This is a genomic window from Bacillus sp. RHFS10, assembly GCF_016757475.1.
Classification (GTDB): domain Bacteria; phylum Bacillota; class Bacilli; order Bacillales; family Bacillaceae; genus Bacillus; species Bacillus subtilis_G.
Genome location: NZ_JAESPO010000004.1, coordinates 280,275 through 300,113 on the forward strand (window position 1 = coordinate 280,275; position 19,839 = coordinate 300,113).

Below are 19,839 nucleotides of genomic sequence, written 5' to 3' on the forward strand. Positions count from 1 at the left end.
TAGACATGTGGTTGATACTGAACGTTACCACGCCCTAGAAGCGAATAAACGGCAAAATATGTTTTGTTATGAAAGAACTTCTTCAGGAATGGTGCCTGTATATTTCGCTGACGGACGGAAAATCATATTGTTTTCTGCTTGTTCCAGCACATGGGCGCACCACCCTACCATTCGGCTTGCTGAAAAGGTTGGTGTAAACAATTCATCGTCAAAGTCGATGGCCTTCATCACAGCAGCCGCATAAAACTCAACATTTGTATACAGCTTGCGTCCTGGTTTATAGATTTCAAGCAAACGAATTGCCTCTGCTTCTACATGCAGCGCAAGATCAAGATCGCGGTCATTGCCGGCCACTTCTTCTGCTTTCTGTCTCAAAGCTTCTGCCCGCGGGTCCCTCGTCTTGTACACCCTGTGCCCGAATCCCATCAGGCGCTCTCCTTGTTCCAGTTTTTCTTTCAGGTATGCTTCAGCATGTTCTTTTTCTCCAATGTCTTCAAGCATTTTTGTCACCGCTGAGGGAGCCCCTCCGTGCAGCGGGCCTTTCATCGTGCCGAGAGCGGTAGTGACGGCTGACACTAAATCACTCTCTGTAGATAATGTGACCCGTGCAGAAAAAGTGGATGCGTTCATGCCGTGCTCCATGGCCAGAATCATATATGTTTCAAGCGCTTTCTTTTTTGCCTCTGAAGGCTGTTCACCTGTGAGCATATAATAGTAGTTTTCGACATGTCCGTACTGGGAAGATGGTGTAATTGCTTGTTCACCGCGCGCCCATCGTTTTCTATACGCAATGATGGAAGGCGTGATGGCAATCAGCCGAATTGCTTCTTCTGTTTTCGGATAGAACGTGTACGCATTTTCCCCCAATGCTGAAACAACCGTTCTCAGCACCGACATGTCGTCCATGTTGTTTGGCAGTGACTGAATCAATCGTTCGATGTGTTCCGGCAGATGCCGCTCAGCAGTCAGCTTATCTTCAAATGTCTGTAATTCCTCCGATGAAGGCAGCTTTCCAAATAAGATCAAATAAGCGGCTTCTTCAAAGCTGTGATTCAGTGCGATGTCTTTTGCATGGTGGCCTCTGTAAATCAGGCGGCCTTTTTCACCGTCAATATGGCTGATGGATGTTTCCACACATGTAATTCCCTTTAATCCGTAATGTACCATTTGTATTCCCCCTATCCTTTTCTGTTATTATAGTAAATATAATATTTAAAAAATATTGAATATTTTAAAGGATATTAATTAAAAATATTAATCAGAGGGAGAATAGAAATGGATTTCAAATGGCTTCACACCTTCGTGACTGCTGCGAAATATGAAAACTTCCGGAAAACAGCGGAAACGCTTTTTTTATCTCAGCCCACTGTAACCGTACATATCAAGCAATTAGAAAAAGAAATCAGCTGCAAACTGTTCGAACGAAAGGGCAGGCAGATCCAGCTGACTGATGAAGGCAGGGCTTATTTGCCGTATGCGCTCAGGCTGCTTGATGATTACGAAAACAGCATGGCAGAGCTTCACAGAGTGAGACAAGGCTACTCTCAAACCTTACAGCTCGCGGTTTCTCCGCTTATCGCAGATACAGTGCTTCCTTCTGTCATGAAGCGGTACACAGCAATGAATACAGAAACAGAAATGGCAGTGACGATTTTTGAATCGGCGGAAATCGCGTCGCTGATTAAAGCCGGGGAAGCAGATATCGGGCTGAGCTGTTTAAAGGTACAGTCTTCCTCTTTAACCTGCCACTGCTTATATAAAGACCCGGTAGTCCTTGTTGCCCCGCCCGATCAGCGTTTCATGGCAGACAAAGAAATTGATGCCAAAGAGGTGCTGGAGCAATACCTGCTTTTGACCCACAATCATCCTGATTACTGGGACGACTTGCTCCGTCAAGTCAGAGTGACATTTCCATTTGTGAGAACAATGAAAGTCACTCAAACACATATAACGAAACGGTTTATCAAGGAAGGGCTCGGGGTTTCATTTCTGCCCTTATCGACAGTAAAGCGTGAGTTGGCAGAGAAACAGATGATCAGAATCCCTTATCAATCTGTACAGCTTCCCTATGCCGGCGCTTATGCAATCGCCCTTTATGAAAATAAGAAAGAAAAAAAATTCTTGGACTTTTTATCACATTTTCATTTTTAGGAGCAACCAAATCGGAGATTCTCCGCCTAATGAAAAAACCCGTTCCAATGAACGGGTTTCCTTTTAAAATTAGAATCTTTTCGCACCGAGGTAACGAGGCTTCCAGTAGCTGTTGTCCAGGCTGCTGATCTGAACACCGTTAGATCCTGCATGAACGAAATTGTTGTTGCCGACATAAATCCCCATGTGAGAAGGGCCGGATTTATATGTTGTGAAGAAGACAAAATCACCGACAGACGGGCTGGAAATGCTCTCCATAGAACTCCAGTATCCCGCAGTGCTTGTTCTGCCCACACTTGTTTGTTTATTCAGCACGTACCAGATAAATCCGCTGCAGTCAAAGCCGGAAGTCGTTGTTCCGCCCCATTTGTATGGCGTTCCGCTTAACGCCTTCGCATCAGAAACCAGCTTGCTAACATTAAGTGATGTAGTAGATGGTGCTTTGCTGCTTGAAGATGATGAAGAGCCGGAAGAAACAGTTTTTGAGCTTGTGCTTGTTCCTTTCACTTTCAACACTTGGTTGACATAAATCAAATCTGATTTTAAGCCGTTTAAGCTTTTTAACTTGCTAACCGTCGTGCCGTATTGCTTTGCGATTTTAGACAGACTGTCCCCGCGCTTCACTTTATAAGTGGAAGTTGAAGACGTTGATACCTTCGATGAACTAGAGCTGCTAGAACTTGTTGAACCTTTCAGTTTCAGGACTTGTCCGATACGAAGCAAGTCTGACTTTAAGCCATTCACTTTTTTCAGTTCACTGACTGTCATGCCATATGTTTTTGAAATTTTCCAAAGGCTGTCCCCGCTCTTTACTTTGTATGTAGAAGATGAAGAACTGGAAGAGCTGCTGCTTTTTGAACTTGAAGTTTTGCCGTTAATTGATAAAGTCTGCCCTGCGTAAATCATGTCTGAATGAAGGCTGTTCTCTGATTTAATTTTACCGATCGTTGTGTCGTATTTTCTTGAAAGTCCCCATAACGTGTCGCCTTTTTTCACCTGGATGCTTTGTGCAGATGCCGCTCCTGCAAATAGTGTCGATCCTAAAACCACTGCTGACGTAGCTGTAATGATTTGCTTTTTCATATTTTCCTCCCCAATGTTTATCTCTCTCTATATATGTATCTCTTTTTTTAAATTAATCTTATTGGTTTCTATTATAAGGATAGATTCCCAACAGAAATAGTCTTGACTTCATGTGACTAATTTCTTACTTATTCGTTCTTAAAAAAAGTTTTTAAGGGTATAAAATATTTCATTTTCGTTTCAAAGGTGACAAAAAACGCGTCCTTTTGTCATGTTTATTGGGCTATTTTCCATTATAAAGGGGATAAATGACAAACTTTCGGGGGTCAGCTCACATAGTGGAAAAGTGAGACATAAAGCAATTCGAGGAAAGCTGCGGTTATCCGCAGTTTTTTTATTTAAATAAACATATCACGCAAGGGCAGAGGGGTAAAGATTTTTCTGAAAAAATGAATGCTTTGATTGAAAAAAGGCAAGATAACGAAACAGATGTTTTCATTTCCTTACAATGCTTTACTTAATGTTTACACGATCAAAAGCCGCGTTTAACAAAATTTCCCTAACATGATAAACAAATACATTAAAGGAGGCATGCAAAAAATGAATTTGTTTCAAAATCTGAAATCTAAACTGCTGCCAATCGCAGCTGTTTCCGTGCTTACAGCCGGCATATTTGCCGGTGCAGAACTGCAGCAGACTGAAAAGGCCAGCGCAAAAAAACAAGACAAAGCCGAGATCAGAAATGTCATTGTGATGATCGGTGACGGCATGGGGACGCCTTACATAAACGCCTACCGTTCCATGAAGAATAACGGGGAAACACCGAATAACCCAAAGTTGACCCAATTTGACCCTAACCTGACAGGCATGATGATGACGCATCCTGATGACCCGGACTTTAATATTACAGATTCAGCCGCCGCCGGAACAGCATTAGCGACAGGCGTTAAGACATATAACAATGCAATTGGCGTCGATAAAAACGGAAAAAAAGTGAAATCTGTGCTCGAAGAAGCCAAACAGCAAGGAAAATCGACCGGGCTCGTCGCAACGTCTGAAATTAACCACGCCACCCCTGCCGCATACGGCTCCCACAATGAATCACGGAAAAACATGGACCAAATCGCCAACAGCTATATGGATGACAAAATAAAAGGAAAACAAAAAATAGACGTTTTGCTTGGCGGCGGAAAATCATATTTTAACCGCGAGGACAGAAATTTGACGAAGGAATTCAAACAAGCCGGCTATAGCTACGTGACAACAAAACAAGAGCTGAAGAAAAATAAAGATCAGCAGGTGCTTGGCCTTTTCGCAGACAGAGGGCTTGCTAAAGCGCTCGACCGTGACAGCAAAACACCATCTCTCAAGGACATGACGGTTTCAGCAATTGACCGCCTGAACCAAAATAAAAAAGGATTTTTCTTGATGGTCGAAGGCAGCCAAATTGACTGGGCGGCCCATGACAACGATACAGTAGGAGCCATGAGTGAGGTTAAAGACTTTGAACAGGCCTATAAAGCCGCGATTGATTTTGCAAGAAAAGATAAACACACGCTTGTCATTGCAACTGCTGATCATACAACCGGCGGCTTTACCATCGGCGCAAATGGTCAAAAGAATTGGCACGCGGAGCCGATTCTCGCCGCAAAAAAAACACCTGAATTTATGGCCAAAAAAATCAGTGAAGGCAAACCGGTCAAAGATGTGCTCACCCGCTATACAAATCTGAAATTCACCTCTGATGAAATCAAAAGTGTTGAAGCCGCTGCACAGGCTGACAAAAGCAAAGGCGCCTACAAAGCCATCATCAAGATTTTTAACACACGATCTAACAGCGGCTGGACGAGTGCCGATCATACCGGCGAAGAAGTGCCAGTATACGCGTACGGCCCCGGAAAAGAAAAATTCCGAGGACTGATTAACAATACCGATCAGGCAAACATCATATTTAAGATTTTGAAAGCGGGAAAATAAAGAGGATGCAGAACGCTGCATCCTCTTTTTTATAGATATCTGCGGTGAACACCTTTTCCATCGTACGAAAACATGACTTCCTTATCCTCAAGCACAGACTCGATGTGCACGCTTCTTCCCCATAGCTGGAATAAGTAAGGGAGCACTTTCTCTAAATATTTCAAATCCAGCTCTATGCCCTCATACCAATGCTTAATATAGAGCTCGTTATTTTTCATATAATCGCCGTCGTTTACTGTCAAATACGGAAACCCGCCGTTTACCCGCATGCTTACGAGCTGGTCGCGCACCGACTTCCACGCTTTATCGACGATTTTATAATCTCTGCCCTGTTTTTGAAACAAATAAAGATCCTCGCGCATCACTAAGTCTTTTGTTAAATAGTTGCGGATGAAAGAGATATCGGATTCAATTTCCCTGACCTCAAACATTTTCTCCCGGCCCGAGTCAGCCTGTACGCCCACTTTCTTCATTTCATCCGTCGGATTATTGTACCGCTCCTCAATGTTTTCAAATATTTTCAGCCCTAAATAATAAGGATTGATGCCTGTTTTGGACGGCTGGACGACACCAGCATTCAGCTTGGCGAACTCGACCGCTTCATCAGAGGTTAAATCAAGCTCGCGTATAATTCGCTGGTGCCAATAGGAAGCCCAGCCCTCATTCATAATCTTTGTTTCCAGCTGAGGCCAGAAATAAAGCATTTCCTCTCTCATCATCGTTAAAATATCACGCTGCCACGGCTCCAGCTCACGTGAATGCTCCTCGATAAATAGCAGAATATCTTTTTCCGGCCGCGGCGGGAAAGGTTTTTTCGATTTTTTCACGTGTTTTTTCGGTTTCTTTTCATCCAAAGACCATAAATCATCGTACGGCGTCGCTGCCTCTTCCATTTCATCTTCCTCATCATCCACACTCCATAGGAGCTTCGGACGGACCAAAGAAGGATCGATATGCTCCTGAATCGATAGGATCGCGTCTAAAAAAGCCTCTACTTCCTTTATCCCGTGAACCTGTTCATAGTACTTAATCCGCTCGGCTGTTGCCGCCATGCTTTCCACCATATCGCGCTTCGTGTTTTGGAAACGGCAGTTATTTTTGAAGAAATCACAATGGGCGAGAACGTGAGCGACAATCAATTTATTTTGGATCAGTGAGTTGCTGTCCAGCAAAAAAGCGTAGCATGGATCCGAGTTAATGACCAGCTCATAAATCTTGCTTAAACCAAGATCGTAATGCAGCTTCATTTTGTGAAACTGCTTGCCGAAGCTCCAGTGGCTGAATCTTGTCGGCATCCCGTACGCGCCGAATGTATAAATAATTTCAGCCGGGCAGATTTCATATCTCATCGGGTAGAAATCAAGGCCGAATCCTTTTGCAATTTCGGTAATCTCCTCAATTGCCCGCTGTAATCCCTTCTTCTCCTCCGCGTTCAACCGAATCCCCCCTACTTGGACTTATCTATAATGTATGAGCCCGCCTGACAAAAGATGATAGCCGCACTTGGGCAAGAAAAAAATTCACCCGGCACATTCATCTGTTTGCCGATTGTGCCAGTGGGTAAAAACACACCATATTATGAAAAAAAGGAGCGATACCAATTGAATGCAGCAGACATGCTTTCTTCTTATCTCAGTAAGCTGCCAAACTTAATCATTGCTTTACTCGTCTTATTAATCGGATGGGCTATCGCTAAAATCATTGAAAAAGCGGTATACAAAGGGCTCAGAAAAACAAAAATTGACGATAAGCTGTTTGCTGGGAAAAAGCCATCACGCTATTCCTCGGAAAAAGTCATAAGCAAGGTCGTTTATTTTATCGCATTGATTATCGTCTTTATTTTATTCTTTAACATTTTGCACCTGACAACAGTGGCATCACCGTTTGTCAGCATGCTTTCCGCCATTACCGCGGCTATCCCGAGCGTGCTGAAGGCCGGGCTCATTCTGCTGTTAGGATGGGCTGCAGCCTCTGTTTTGAGCTTCCTTGTCAAAAAAATCGGGATGAAGCTGAACACAAGTGACAAGCTGCGCAAGTGGAATGTTGTGTCTGAAGGAAAAGATATTCATCAGGCAGTTAATGCCGCTTCACAAGTTGTCTTTTATCTCGTGCTGCTTGTTTTCCTGCCGGGGGTCTTATCTTCTTTGAACATCAGCGGCATTTCGGGTCCGTTTACAAATATGATGGAAAGCGTGCTCGCTTTTCTGCCGAAATTATTTGCTGCCGCACTTATCGTTTTAATCGGCTGGCTTGTTGCCCGTCTTGTACGTGATATCATAACAAATTTCCTTGCAAGCATCGGCACGGAAAGATTCGCCGCACGTATGGGTTTATCAGTTTACTTAAAAGATACAAGCCTTTCTGCAGTCATCGGAACAATCGCTTATGTGCTGATTTTAATACCGGTTGTCATTTCAGCACTTGATCAGCTGGATGTCACCGGCATTTCGAAACCGGCTGTCTCTATGCTGAATACTATTTTAAATATGCTTCCGAACATCATCATTGCCATCGTGCTTGTTATAGCCGGTATATGGACAGGAAAATGGGTGAACAACATGGTGTCCCGACTGCTCCATCGCGCAGGCTTTGATTCTGTGTTAGGAAAAATGGGGATGGAAACAGGAACACCTGCAAAGCTGTCCCTATCTCAAGTTGTCGGCATGATCGCGCAAGTCATTGTCATTCTGCTGTTCACAGCCGAGGCGCTGCAAATTGTTCAGATGCACTTCCTCGTAGAGATTGCGACTGGCATTATCGCGTATCTGCCGAATGCCCTTGTCGCCGTATTCATTCTCGGAATCGGTCTTTACGCTGGAGAATTGGTTCGAAAAGTGCTTTCTAGCATCATTAAAGGCCAAGAATTCAAGTCTTTGGCGGCGATTGCCAAATATACGATTATCGCACTTGCTCTCTTTATGGCCCTGGATCAGCTTGGTGTTGCTGAAACGATCGTCAATTCCGCGTTCATCATCGTGCTTAGCGGCTTCGCACTCGCTTTCGGTTTATCCTTCGGCCTTGGCGGAAAGGATTTTGCATCACGTTATCTGTCTGCATTTGAACGCAAAATGCAAAACACCGAAATCGATAAAAACCGTAAAAACCAAAATCCGCCGAATAACATGTAAACAAAAAACGTGCACCCTACTGGGCGCACGTTTTTTAAAAATTCCTTTTTTTTCATTTTTCAATCGATTATGATAAGATATAGAAAATCTCTTTTTCCGAGGTCTTATTATGAAATTAACAAATTATACTGATTATTCATTAAGAGTGCTGATTTTTCTGGCTGCAGAACGTCCTGGAGAACTTTCAAACATAAAACAGATTGCCGAAACGTATTCTATTTCAAAAAACCATCTCATGAAAGTCATATACAGGCTCGGCCAGCTCGGATACGTAGAAACGATACGCGGACGAGGCGGCGGCATACGCTTAGGCATGGAACCTGAAGACATCAACATCGGTGAGGTTGTCAGAAAAACGGAAGACGATTTTAATATTGTTGAGTGTTTTGATGTGAATAAAAATCTTTGCATCATTTCCCCGGTGTGCGGCTTGAAGCATGTGCTTAATGAAGCGCTAATGGCCTATCTTGCGGTTTTAGACAAATACACACTGCGCGACCTTGTCAAAAACAAAGAAGATATCATGAAGCTTTTAAAAATGAAGGAATAGATAAAGATTCCTTCTTTTTTTATGCCCTTTTTCCCCCTTTTTGTTAAGAAAATTGGGCTGTTTTTAAAAAAAGGCAAAACGATGAGACGAAGCTGCCGATATAAAAAAGAAACAGTAAATTCAAATCATTGGGGGAAAAAGGAGAGCTCAGATGAAAAAGAAATTAGCAGCAGGGCTGACAGCTTCTGCGATTGTCAGTACAACTCTAGCAGTCACACCAGCTGAAGCAGCTACGATTAAGGTCAAAAGCGGAGATTCTTTATGGAAACTGGCCCAAAACTACAATACAAGCGTGGCGGCCATCACATCCACCAACCATCTTTCGACTACCGTTCTGTCGATCGGCCAGACGCTTACCATTCCAGGCAGCAAGTCCGGAACTTCATCTACTTCAAGCTCAACAACCAAAAAGAGCGGAAGTTCTGTTTACACAGTGAAAAGCGGCGATTCACTTTGGCTGATCGCAACTGAGTATAAAATGACGGTGCAGGAACTGAAAAAGTTAAACGGACTCAGCAGCGATATGATTCGTGCAGGGCAGAAATTAAAGGTGTCCGGCACGGTTTCTTCAAGCTCAAGTTCCAGTTCCAGCTCCAGCTCTAGTTCTAATACAAAAAGCAGTTCCAAAAAGAGCTCTAGCTCTTCATCTTCTGCCGGAACATACAAGGTGCAGCTTGGCGATTCGCTTTGGAAAATCGCAAACAAAGTCAACATGTCCGTCGCCGAATTAAAGGTCTTGAACCACTTAAAATCAGATACCATTTATGTGAATCAAGTGTTGAAAACAAAATCAAGCGGTTCTAATACGTCTTCCAAAGACACTTCATCTCATTCAAACCAAACGTCGGCAACATCGAAATACACTGTAAAAAGCGGAGATTCACTTTGGAAAATCGCAAACAGCTATAACGTGACCGTACAGCAAATCCGAAACAGCAATAGCCTGAAATCAGATGTGATATACGTCGGACAAGTGCTGAAGCTGACAGGTAAAGCATCTTCAGGCACTTCCTCACCGTCATCGTCTTCTAAGTCAAATGCAAGCTCTGGCACATCGACGACTACATACACGGTGAAAAGCGGCGATTCCTTGTGGGTGATTGCTCAGAAGTTCAATGTAACAGCTCAGCAGATTCGGGAGAAAAACAATTTGAGAACGGATGTCTTGCAGGTTGGCCAAAAATTGGTCATTACCGGAAAAGCTTCCCACTCTTCCTCATCCGGTTCTTCAAGCACGTCCAGCTCAACAAGCGCGAAGATTAATACGATGATTGCCGCCGCTAAAGAACAGCTTGGCGTTCCGTATCGCTGGGGAGGCACGACACCGGCCGGATTTGACTGCAGCGGTTTCATTTATTATGCGCTAAACAAAGTCACATCCGTATCAAGATTAACGGCAGCCGGATATTGGAACACAATGAAATCTGTCAGCCAGCCTGCTGTCGGAGACTTCGTTTTCTTTTCAACATACAAAGCCGGCCCTTCTCATATCGGGATTTATCTCGGAAACGGAGAATTCATTAATGCCAATGATTCCGGAGTTGTTATTTCCAGTATGAACAACTCTTACTGGAAACAGCGCTATCTCGGTGCAAAACGATATTTCTAAAGCAGAAACTGTATGGCCTTAACGGCTGTACAGTTTTTTGATTAGAGCCGAAAAACGTTAATGCTGATCATATGTTTTGTCACCGGATGAAAATAGACTTCGGCCCGAACAGAAAAGGTGTCGTCATTCTGTCTGACCGTCACCCGAAAGACATCTTTTGTCTGCTGATCATTCACCTCGGTCCGCCCCATATAAGCGTAATCAGAAAATGAAGCGCCCTTATATTCATCCTGAATTCTGCTCCAGGCAAGCTGTTCCCACTTTTGAACAGACTCGTTTGTGTTCGCTGAATGCCCTTTTGCAGCCATTGACACAATGATCAATCCGCAAAAAAGAAGCGCAATTGAATACGGCAGGGATTTCATATTTTCAGTCTCCTGTACCCAGATTTGTTCTCTCATAGGTTTTCCAAAAGCGATGGCTTCATTCAGTCATTTTGATTTTATGTCTCCCTCATATTGCTACCCTGTACTGCCGCAGACGCCAAGTTTTGCAACGTCAATTACATAGGATGCGGCATAAACTAATCATGAACTTCTCACACAAGAAAGGAGAAGCGATTCATGGATTATGCCGATTACGATAAAGCGCTGTATTACACCCACCGTTCCCAATGGGATAATTTATTAATTTTAATGGTGCGTACAGAGGATGATTTGTTATCAAAACGAATCGAGCATTTTCTGCACGCGTATCATTTTGAACAGGATTACGCTGTTCTTGAAAAGATGCTGTATTCCCTTCTCCGTTATATTGATCATGCCACAGAGCTGACTTACGAAGATCAATTAGCCCTGCTCACATAAACAAATCCCGGCGTTCAGACGCCGGGATTTCCTGCTTTTGCAAACATAGTGAGTTCTTCGACAAGCTCTTTTATGCTGATCTTTATAGGTTCCGTAACTGCAGCCTTTTCAATATCAATGTGCACTGGATCAAGTACAAGCTGTTTCGGAATCACATTGGCGTAGACACCCCGCATCACAGTTCTCATATTGTTCAGCGCGTTGATGCCGCCTTTTCCGCCTCCCGCCACTGCCAATAATGCAACGGGCTTATATTTAAATTGTTCGCTGCTTAGAAAATCCAGAGCATTTTTTAAAGCGCCGCTCATCCCGCTGTGATATTCAGGCGATAATAAGACAATCGCATCCGCTTTAGTGACGCGCTGCTTAAGCTCCTGTACCTGCAAAAGTTCTGATTGCTCTGCTTCACCGTTAAAAATCGGCAAGATAAACTCGCTTAGATCAATCAAATCCGTGTGATACAGCGCTGAAATGCAGGATGCGGCAATTCTTGTTCTGCCATGTTTTCTGGGCGTGCCATTTATAACTAACATGTTCATGTCGCGATCTCTCCATTCAGGTTATATTTTACTGCGAAAAGCGCTGCTTGCGTGCGGTCGGCCACTTCAAGTTTTGCTAAAAGATTCGACACATGGGTTTTCACTGTTTTTTCTGAAATAAACAAGGCCGCCGCGATTTCTTTATTGCTTTTTCCGTTCGCAATTTCGTTCAGAACGTCCTTTTCTCTTCGTGTTAATTGATAAAATTTTTCTTTTTCCGGATCGCGCTGATTTCTCATATGTGTTAGCACATGGGGCATAATAGCTGAAGAAAGCTTGTATTCTCCACCATGCACTTGTCTAAGTGTTTTCACCAATTCCTCGGGCTCCGTATCCTTTAATTGATACGCCTTCGCTCCTGCCTGAAGCGCGGGGATGACGTGATCTTGATCGGAATAGCTCGTCAGCACAATGATTTTGACCCCTGGAAATTGCTGAACTGCTTTTTTTATGGCTTGTATTCCGTCCATCTCGGGCATAGACAGATCCATCAGCACAAGGTCGGGCTTTGTTTCTCCGATGATACGAAGAGCTTCTGTTCCGGTTGCGGCCTCTCCGGCAACTTCAATATCATCTTGGGTGGCAAAGAAAAAACGAAGCCCCTTTCTGACAACATGGTGATCATCCGCTATTACAATTTTCATTGCATTGTCCTTCCTTTCTGATTGGCTAGCGGAAGCTTGACGGACACCTTTGTCCCCGCTCCAAGCTCTGACTCAATCAAAAACTCCGCGCCGGCTTTTTCCGCCCGTTCTTTCATACCCTTGATGCCAAGTGAAGGCAGACCGGCATGCGCTTCATAGCGAAACCCTGCCCCATGATCGATTATATCCAGCTCCGCATGGCATGAAGAAGCAGTCAGACTGACATACGCCGTACCAGTTCCGGCATGCTTTTTGCAGTTATTTAAAGCTTCCTGTACGACACGCCACAGCATATGCTCCTGCTCATCAGTAAGAACCTGACAGCCTTTTTGTGTGAAAATGACATTCAATCCGATGAGCGCGCCATAGCTTTTAATGGCTTCAGACAGCCCTTTTTCCAACCCTCCGGGGCGAAGCTGCCAAATTAACGCTTTCATTTCTGCGAGCGCGTCCTGTGATAAGTTTTGAATGAAATCAATCATCTGCTGCAAATTCTCATCTTTTGTGAGTGTCTTTGCCGCTCTGGCTGTTAAACTAACGGAAAACAGCATTTGATTGACAGAATCATGGAGCTCCTGAGCGAGGCGGTTGCGCTCCATTAATAGCGCATTTTTTTGTTTATATTCAGAAAGATTCATGCGCTGGATCGCGGTTCCGATCTGAAAGGCGACAGACTCGAGTAAATGCAGCTCCCCCTCATCAAACATGGTTTTTCCGGCCGCGGCTACATTTAACAATCCGAATCTCCTGTCTCCGTCTTCTAAAGGCACAGTTGCATGATGCGTAATCCCTTCTGTGTCAAAACAGTGCAGCTCTTCGGCCGACTCTATGCGTTTGCAGTTCATGATATTAGCCGCCCTTCTAAGCCCTCCGTTATTGAATTTCGTCAGGCAGTAGCACTCTCCTTCGCACATCAGCACTTTTTCCTTGCGGCTTAAAGCGGGGGGCAGATAGGCGTCGGCCGCTAACGTATAGGAGCCGTCTTCTTCGATTAGAAAAATCCATCCCGATTGAAGGTTCGTTACACTCAGCAATTCTTTTAACACCTCATCCAGTGTTGCTTTGACATCGTGTCCTTGATTTAAGGTTTCCGCAATCGTTTTCAGCGTTTTTAATTTTTCCATCCTCGTTTTGCTCACGTCACTCACTCCGGCATTCATCTCCTGTTATCTAAGATTATACCAGTTTTATGTCATTCATTACTTCGCTTGAGGGATGATTTTCTTTCAGACTTTTGGATGAGAAAAAAAGCCGGATCACATAAATGACCCAGCTTTTCTTGAACTATTTAGCTGTAGCCTCTACAATTTCGTCTACCGTCTTCATTACATCGTCAGAAAGCGCGGCAAGAAGCTTTTCACTGTCTTCTAAAGATGTTCCTTTTACGGCGAAATAGAATTTGACCTTCGGCTCGGTTCCGGAAGGACGAAGGCAGAACCAAGACCCGTCTTCCAAGAAGTATTTCAGTACATTTGATGTTGGCAAGCCGATCGCTTCTTCTTTGTTTTCCGTCAGAAGCATCCGTTTGCTTACTGCGTAATCTTCGGCTGTCACAACCTGTTTGCCAGCCATTTTTTGCGGCGGATTTTGTCTGAAGGAAGCCAAAATCGCTTCAATCTGTTCTGCTCCCTGTTTTCCTTTCAGCGTCAGGGATTTCAGCCCTTCACGATAAAAACCGTATTCGTTAAAGAGATTAATGAGCGCTTCATACAATGATATTCCTTGTTTTTTATAGAACGCGCAAACCTCAACTGCCAAGAGCGCCGCCTGAATGGCATCCTTGTCGCGGGCAAAATCCCCGATTAAGTAACCGTAGCTCTCTTCATAACCGAATTGGAAGGTGTACTGGCCTGTCGCCTCGTATTCCTTAATCTTTTCACCGATAAACTTGAAGCCTGTGAGCGTATCAATCGTATCAAGACCGAACGAAGAAGCGACAGCACGCCCGATTTCACTTGTGACAATTGTTTTGAGAACAACACCGTTTTCAGGCAGGATGCCTTGTTTTTTCTTTTCAGAAAGCAGGTAATGAAGCAGCAACGCACCGGTTTGGTTTCCTGTAAGCACTGTATATTTACCTTGTTCGTTTTTCACCGCTATGCCAAGACGGTCAGCGTCAGGGTCTGTTGCGATGAGAATATCTGCGTTCCGCTCTTCCCCGAGTTTAATGGCATATTCGAAAGCCGCATGCTCTTCCGGGTTTGGAGAGGGAACAGTAGAGAAGTCTGCATCGGGCAGCTCCTGTTCTTTGACAACCGCTACATTATTGTAGCCGAGTGCTTCAAGACCGCGTCTGACCGGCTTATTGGCCGTTCCATGCAGCGGTGTAAAAACAACATTTACATCAACTTCTTCGGGTAATTCAGGATGGACGGAAATGGACGTCAGTTTTTCTGTATAGGCTTTATCAATATCTTCACCGATGATCTTAATTAAGCCTTTTTCTTTTAATGTATCTTCAGTGTCGACTGTGATCGTCAGTTCATTTTCAATCGCGTTTACCTGCTCAATGACGATGTCCGCTTCCTTTGGAGGCAGCTGGCCGCCGTCATCTCCGTATACTTTGTAGCCGTTATATTCAGGCGGGTTATGGCTTGCCGTCACCACAATTCCCCCGTAGGCGTTCAGCTGTCTGACAGCGAATGACAGCTCCGGTGTCGGGCGAAGCTCATCAAATACGTATGATTGGATGCCTTGTGTCGCAAGTGTTTTTGCCGCTTCCATCGCGAACTCCGGCGATTTATGGCGGGAATCATAAGCAATGACAACGCCCCGTTTTTTCGCTTCCTCACCTTGCTCTGAGATGTATGCCGCAAACCCGGCTGATGCTTTGCGCACCGTGTAAATATTCATCCGATTCGTCCCAGCGCCGATTTCTCCGCGCATACCGCCAGTGCCGAATTCAAGGTTTTTATAGAAACAGTCTTCAAGAGCCTGTTCATTCCCCTCTAATTCAGTAAGGCGTTCTTTTAGTTCCGGATCTAAATGTTCTGTCTGTTTCCAGCGTTCATAACTTTTTCTCCAAGTCATATTCGTCCTCCTATGTATTAGCTTATGCCGTTATTTTAATATGAAGCGAGTGCTTCTGTCACTTGAAATCCTTGGATCCGGCGCTTTCGGCCCGTAAAAAGAAATAACGGGCTGAGAGACAGCCCGTTATGATTTATCGTTCGAGCGGCACAACCGCATCGTGTAAAAGCTTGTTGAGATTTTCAGTATGTTTGTTTTTCGTCTGCTCATTCCATTGGAATCGCTCGCTCATAAAATCAATAACGGCATCTTTATATGTTTTTACCCAATTGATATCAAAAAATAAACGTCCAGTTCTGCGGACAAAGAAGTCAGCAGGTGTTGCGGCCAACTCTTCTTCTATACTGTATTCTGCCTCAGCAAGAATATGAACCGGAATGTGGCGTTTCGCAGCCTCATCTTTCAGCGCTTCCACTCGGTTAAAAACTCGCTCTACGTTGGAGCCGTATCTGATCGCCAGCTGTTTTGCGTCTTTTTCTGATAAGCCGGCTGCGATTCCTTCTTTCGTTTTCGCGGTGACAAAGGATATGAGATTTTTCGAACCGCCGACGTGTCCCCCTGAGATTGGCATGTTTTTCGTTTTACATGGCCCGAAATCCTTTTCGCCTTCTTCTTTTAAGCGATCATTCACAAGATCGACGATATGCTCCGCCATTTTTCTGTATCCGGTCAGTTTTCCGCCGGCGATGGTGATTAAACCTGAGTCAGATGTCCAAATCTCGTCTTTCCGTGAAATTTCAGAAGGGTCTTTGCCTTCTTCATGAATCAGCGGTCGCAGCCCCGCCCAGCTGGATTCGATGTCATTCACTGTGATTTTCAGCTCTGGGAACATGTAATTGATTGAACTGATGACGTAATCGCGATCCTCCGTTGTCATTCGTGGATGCTCCAGCGCCTCTTTGTAAACGGTGTCTGTTGTCCCCACGTATGTTTTTCCTTCACGAGGAATCGCAAATACCATACGGCCGTCAGGCGTATCGAAATATACCGCCTGTTTCAGCGGAAAAACAGACTGGTCAAATACAAGGTGAATGCCTTTCGTATGCTGCAAATGCTTTCCGTTATTCGAATGATCTTTTTCTCTGAGCTGATCGACCCAAGGGCCTGTCGCATTGACAATTTTTTTCGCGTACACTTTATATTCTTTCTTTGTCAGCATATCCTCAATTAATACGCCGACTGCTTTGCCTTTTTCGTAAAGAAGCTCCTTCACTTTCGAATAATTCACAGGCTCTGCTCCGAATTTCACCGCTTCCTTCATGACTTCGATTGTCAGTCTCGCGTCGTCAGTGCGGTATTCCACGTAGTACCCGCCGCCTTTTAAGCCGTCTTTTTTCACCAATGGCTCTTTTTGCAGCGTTTCCTTTGCTGAAAGCATGCTTCTTCGTTCTGATTTTTTCACGCCTGCTAAGAAGTCATAAACTCTTAAACCGATGGATGTTGTAAACGAACCGAATGTGCCGCCTTTATGAAACGGAAGCAGCATCCATTCCGGTGTAGTGACGTGCGGGCCGTTTTCATAAACAATCGCCCGTTCTTTCCCTACCTCGGCAACCATTTTCACTTCAAATTGTTTTAAATAGCGCAAGCCTCCATGAACAAGCTTCGTTGATCGGCTTGATGTTCCCGCCGCAAAATCCTGCATTTCACTGAGCGCGACCTTCATTCCCCTTGATGCCGCGTCAAGAGCTGTTCCCGCTCCTGTAATTCCTCCGCCGATAATAAATAGATCGTATGTTTTTTTCGTCATGTCTGTCAGCATGCGATCTCTTTCCAGACTTGAAAATTGATGTTTCATTATTGCTCCTCCTTGTTGTCACGGTGTGTAAATAGAAAAAGAGACCACAACATCCAAAGTGCATACTTACACTTTGGTGCTGTGGTCTCTCCTCATCTCAGGACCGTTCTTATTAACTTGTAACCATTATATCATACTCTTATTCTATTTAAAAGCCATAGCTGCTTTTACGGCTTTTTGCCAGCCTGTATACAGCTCATTTCGTTTTTCTTCTTCAAAATCAGGTTCAAACCGTTTATCCAGATTCCACTGGTTCGCGATTTCAGAACGGTCCTTCCAGAATCCCACAGCAATACCTGCCAAATAGGCCGCGCCAAGCGCAGTTGTTTCATTAATTTCCGGACGCTCCACAGGCACATTCAGAAGATCTCCTTGGAACTGCATCAGGAAATTATTTTTCACGGCGCCTCCGTCTACACGAAGCGTCTTTAATGAAATGTTTGAATCAGCTTCCATTGCATCAAGCACATCTTTTGTCTGATAAGCCAATGCCTCCAGTGTCGCGCGGATAAAATGCTCTTTTGTTGTGCCTCTTGTCAGGCCGAAAACCGAACCGCGCACGTCGCTGTCCCAGTAAGGCGTTCCCAAGCCGACAAATGCGGGAACAACATATACGCCGTCAGTTGAATCCACTTTCTCCGCGTAAGATTCGCTTAGCGAGGAATCTTTGAACATTCTCAATCCGTCTCTGAGCCATTGGATGGCAGAGCCTGCGACAAAAATACTTCCTTCTAAAGCATATTCAACTTTTCCGTCGATGCCCCATGCGATTGTCGTCAAAAGCCCGTGTTCGGACTTAATTGCTTTTTCCCCTGTATTCATCAGCATGAAACATCCTGTGCCGTACGTGTTTTTCCCCATGCCTTCTTCAAAGCACGCCTGGCCGAACAGTGCGGACTGCTGGTCGCCTGCCGCTCCCGCAATCGGGATATTTTTTCCGAAGAAGTGATAATCAACAGTTTCCCCATACACATGGGAGGACGGCTTCACCTCAGGAAGCATGGATTTCGGTACGTCCAGAATGTCTAACAGTTCATCATCCCATTTCAAATCGTAAATATTAAACATCAGCGTTCTGGACGCATTGGAGTAATCGGTCACATGCGCTTTCCCGCCGGACATTTTCCAAATGAGCCATGTATCAATCGTTCCAAACAGCAGCTCGCCTTTTTCCGCTTTTTCTCTCGCGCCTTCCACATTGTCTAAAATCCATTTTACCTTCGTGCCGGAGAAATACGGATCGATTAAAAGCCCCGTTTTTTCTCTAAATACATCATTATGTCCTTTTTCACGAAGCTCCTCACAAATGCCGGACGTCTGTCTGGACTGCCAAACGATCGCATGATAGACAGGCTTTCCTGTATCCTTATCCCACACAACCGCCGTCTCGCGCTGGTTCGTAATACCGATGCCGGCAATTTGAGAGGCGCTGATCCCTGATTCAGAAATCACTGATGCGATAACGGCGAGGACAGAACCCCAAATTTCATTCGCATTATGCTCAACCCATCCTGGATGCGGGAAGTATTGTGTAAACTCCTTTTGAGCAGAGTGAACGATTTTGCCTTCTTTATTAAAGAGAATCGCTCTTGAACTTGTCGTCCCTTGATCTAAGGATAAAATGTATGTTTCCATAAGATGTCTCCCCTTTGATTAAATATATTTTGAATTTGATAATGTTTTAGCTGAATGTGTTTTCGTATAGCCATAGAGTCCTAACAATAACACAACCAATATAACGCTTACAATCCAGAAACTGCTTGTGATATGCCCTTTAAATGCAGCGTTGTAAAATACGCCGCCGAACGATCCGCCTAAAATGGGACCGACTACCGGTATCCATGCGTACTTCCAGTTTGATGGGCCCTTCCCCGGAATCGGAAGAAAAGCGTGGGCAATCCGCGGACCTAAGTCGCGGGCCGGATTAATCGCATAGCCGGTGGTGCCTCCAAGAGAGATACCGATCGCCACAATGAGAAAACCGACGATTAAAGGATTAAGCCCTTCTGTAAATTGATTTGCCCCAATGGATAAGATGCCAAGCACAAGGACAAATGTCCCGATCACTTCACTTAACACGTTTGAAAATGTATGCGGAATGCTGGGTCCTGTTGAGAAAACACCCAGCTTGGCAGCGGGATCTTCCGTTGACTTCCAATGCGGAAGGTAATGCAGATAGATTATCACCGCACCGATGATCGCTCCAATCATTTGCGCCGCAATATAAACCGGAACCTCTTTCCATGGAAAATCTCCAACAAATGCAAGCGCTATCGTTAGCGCCGGATTCAAATGGGCTCCGCTGATGCCGCCAACCGCATATGCAGCCATGGCAACACCCAATCCCCACCCGAATACAATAACAATCCAGCCAGACTGGAATGAAAGCGATTTCTTTAAATTGACACCCGCACAAACACCTGCCCCAAAAATGATCAGCAGCATCGTACCGATGACTTCTCCCCAAAATGCTGTCATAGCACATTCCTCCTAAAGTCACGATTAACAGTATGATAGAGAAGAAGAGAATAAAAAAACCACAACAAACCGCTTTACTGGTGCATAGACATGTACCGTAAAGAGC

At 44.6% G+C, this 19,839-nt stretch carries 17 protein-coding genes; 6 read left to right on the forward strand and 11 right to left on the reverse strand.

Annotated elements, in window-relative coordinates:
• Positions 1-66: 66 nt before the first annotated feature.
• Positions 67-1,167, reverse strand: a complete 1,101-nt coding sequence (gene citA / locus JMN17_RS15850) for a citrate synthase CitA (RefSeq protein ID WP_087991193.1) — start codon at positions 1,165-1,167, stop codon at positions 67-69.
• Positions 1,168-1,275: 108 nt separating this feature from the next.
• Here citA and citR point away from each other — a divergent pair, with 108 nt between their 5' ends.
• Positions 1,276-2,151, forward strand: a complete 876-nt coding sequence (citR, locus tag JMN17_RS15855) for a transcriptional regulator CitR (protein WP_087991192.1) — start codon at positions 1,276-1,278, stop codon at positions 2,149-2,151.
• 69 nt (positions 2,152-2,220) lie between these two features.
• Here citR and JMN17_RS15860 read toward each other — a convergent pair whose 3' ends face one another.
• Positions 2,221-3,234, reverse strand: coding sequence for a C40 family peptidase (locus tag JMN17_RS15860; protein ID WP_087991191.1), 1,014 nt, complete (start codon positions 3,232-3,234; stop codon positions 2,221-2,223).
• Between the two features lie 531 nt (positions 3,235-3,765).
• Here JMN17_RS15860 and phoA point away from each other — a divergent pair.
• Positions 3,766-5,151 carry an alkaline phosphatase PhoA gene (gene phoA / locus JMN17_RS15865; protein ID WP_202328515.1) on the forward strand — a complete coding sequence of 462 codons (1,386 nt, stop codon included), beginning with the start codon at positions 3,766-3,768 and terminating at the stop codon, positions 5,149-5,151.
• A 29-nt stretch (positions 5,152-5,180) separates the two neighbouring features.
• Here the strand turns inward: phoA and spoVR are convergent, their stop codons facing one another.
• A complete protein-coding gene (gene spoVR, locus JMN17_RS15870) occupies positions 5,181-6,587 on the reverse strand; it encodes a stage V sporulation protein SpoVR (protein WP_087991189.1) in 1,407 nt (468 codons plus the stop codon).
• Positions 6,588-6,752: 165 nt separating this feature from the next.
• Here spoVR and JMN17_RS15875 point away from each other — a divergent pair, with 165 nt between their 5' ends.
• From JMN17_RS15875 to JMN17_RS15885, 3 genes are all read left to right on the forward strand, one after another.
• Positions 6,753-8,279, forward strand: a complete 1,527-nt coding sequence (locus JMN17_RS15875) for a mechanosensitive ion channel (protein ID WP_202328516.1) — start codon at positions 6,753-6,755, stop codon at positions 8,277-8,279.
• A gap of 109 nt (positions 8,280-8,388) precedes the next feature.
• Positions 8,389-8,829: a nitric oxide-sensing transcriptional repressor NsrR gene (nsrR, locus tag JMN17_RS15880; protein WP_202328517.1), complete on the forward strand. Its 441-nt coding sequence runs from the start codon at positions 8,389-8,391 to the stop codon at positions 8,827-8,829.
• Positions 8,830-8,980: 151 nt separating this feature from the next.
• Positions 8,981-10,438, forward strand: coding sequence for a C40 family peptidase (locus JMN17_RS15885; protein WP_202328518.1), 1,458 nt, complete (start codon positions 8,981-8,983; stop codon positions 10,436-10,438).
• Positions 10,439-10,479: 41 nt separating this feature from the next.
• Here JMN17_RS15885 and JMN17_RS15890 read toward each other — a convergent pair whose 3' ends face one another.
• On the reverse strand, positions 10,480-10,803 hold the full coding sequence (locus JMN17_RS15890) for a YqzG/YhdC family protein (RefSeq protein WP_087991185.1): 324 nt from the start codon (positions 10,801-10,803) through the stop codon (positions 10,480-10,482).
• A 198-nt stretch (positions 10,804-11,001) separates the two neighbouring features.
• Here JMN17_RS15890 and JMN17_RS15895 point away from each other — a divergent pair, with 198 nt between their 5' ends.
• A complete protein-coding gene (locus JMN17_RS15895) occupies positions 11,002-11,244 on the forward strand; it encodes a YhdB family protein (RefSeq protein WP_003224139.1) in 243 nt (80 codons plus the stop codon).
• A 14-nt stretch (positions 11,245-11,258) separates the two neighbouring features.
• Here the strand turns inward: JMN17_RS15895 and JMN17_RS15900 are convergent, their stop codons facing one another.
• From JMN17_RS15900 to glpF, 7 genes are all read right to left on the reverse strand, one after another.
• A complete protein-coding gene (locus JMN17_RS15900) occupies positions 11,259-11,783 on the reverse strand; it encodes an NADPH-dependent FMN reductase (protein ID WP_087991184.1) in 525 nt (174 codons plus the stop codon).
• Positions 11,780-12,427: a response regulator gene (locus JMN17_RS15905; RefSeq protein ID WP_202328519.1), complete on the reverse strand. Its 648-nt coding sequence runs from the start codon at positions 12,425-12,427 to the stop codon at positions 11,780-11,782. The genes JMN17_RS15900 and JMN17_RS15905 overlap by 4 nt, the downstream gene beginning before the upstream one ends.
• Positions 12,424-13,566, reverse strand: coding sequence for a GAF domain-containing sensor histidine kinase (locus tag JMN17_RS15910; RefSeq protein ID WP_202328520.1), 1,143 nt, complete (start codon positions 13,564-13,566; stop codon positions 12,424-12,426). The genes JMN17_RS15905 and JMN17_RS15910 overlap by 4 nt, the downstream gene beginning before the upstream one ends.
• 145 nt (positions 13,567-13,711) lie before the next feature.
• A complete protein-coding gene (pgcA, locus tag JMN17_RS15915) occupies positions 13,712-15,457 on the reverse strand; it encodes a phosphoglucomutase (RefSeq protein ID WP_087991182.1) in 1,746 nt (581 codons plus the stop codon).
• A gap of 133 nt (positions 15,458-15,590) precedes the next feature.
• Positions 15,591-17,258, reverse strand: a complete 1,668-nt coding sequence (gene glpD / locus JMN17_RS15920; protein ID WP_087991181.1) for a glycerol-3-phosphate dehydrogenase — start codon at positions 17,256-17,258, stop codon at positions 15,591-15,593.
• A 141-nt stretch (positions 17,259-17,399) separates the two neighbouring features.
• Complete coding sequence (gene glpK, locus JMN17_RS15925; RefSeq protein WP_202328521.1) at positions 17,400-18,890, reverse strand: glycerol kinase GlpK; 1,491 nt, start codon at positions 18,888-18,890, stop codon at positions 17,400-17,402.
• An 18-nt stretch (positions 18,891-18,908) separates the two neighbouring features.
• A complete protein-coding gene (gene glpF, locus JMN17_RS15930; RefSeq protein WP_087991179.1) occupies positions 18,909-19,733 on the reverse strand; it encodes a glycerol uptake facilitator protein GlpF in 825 nt (274 codons plus the stop codon).
• Positions 19,734-19,839: the final 106 nt, after the last annotated feature.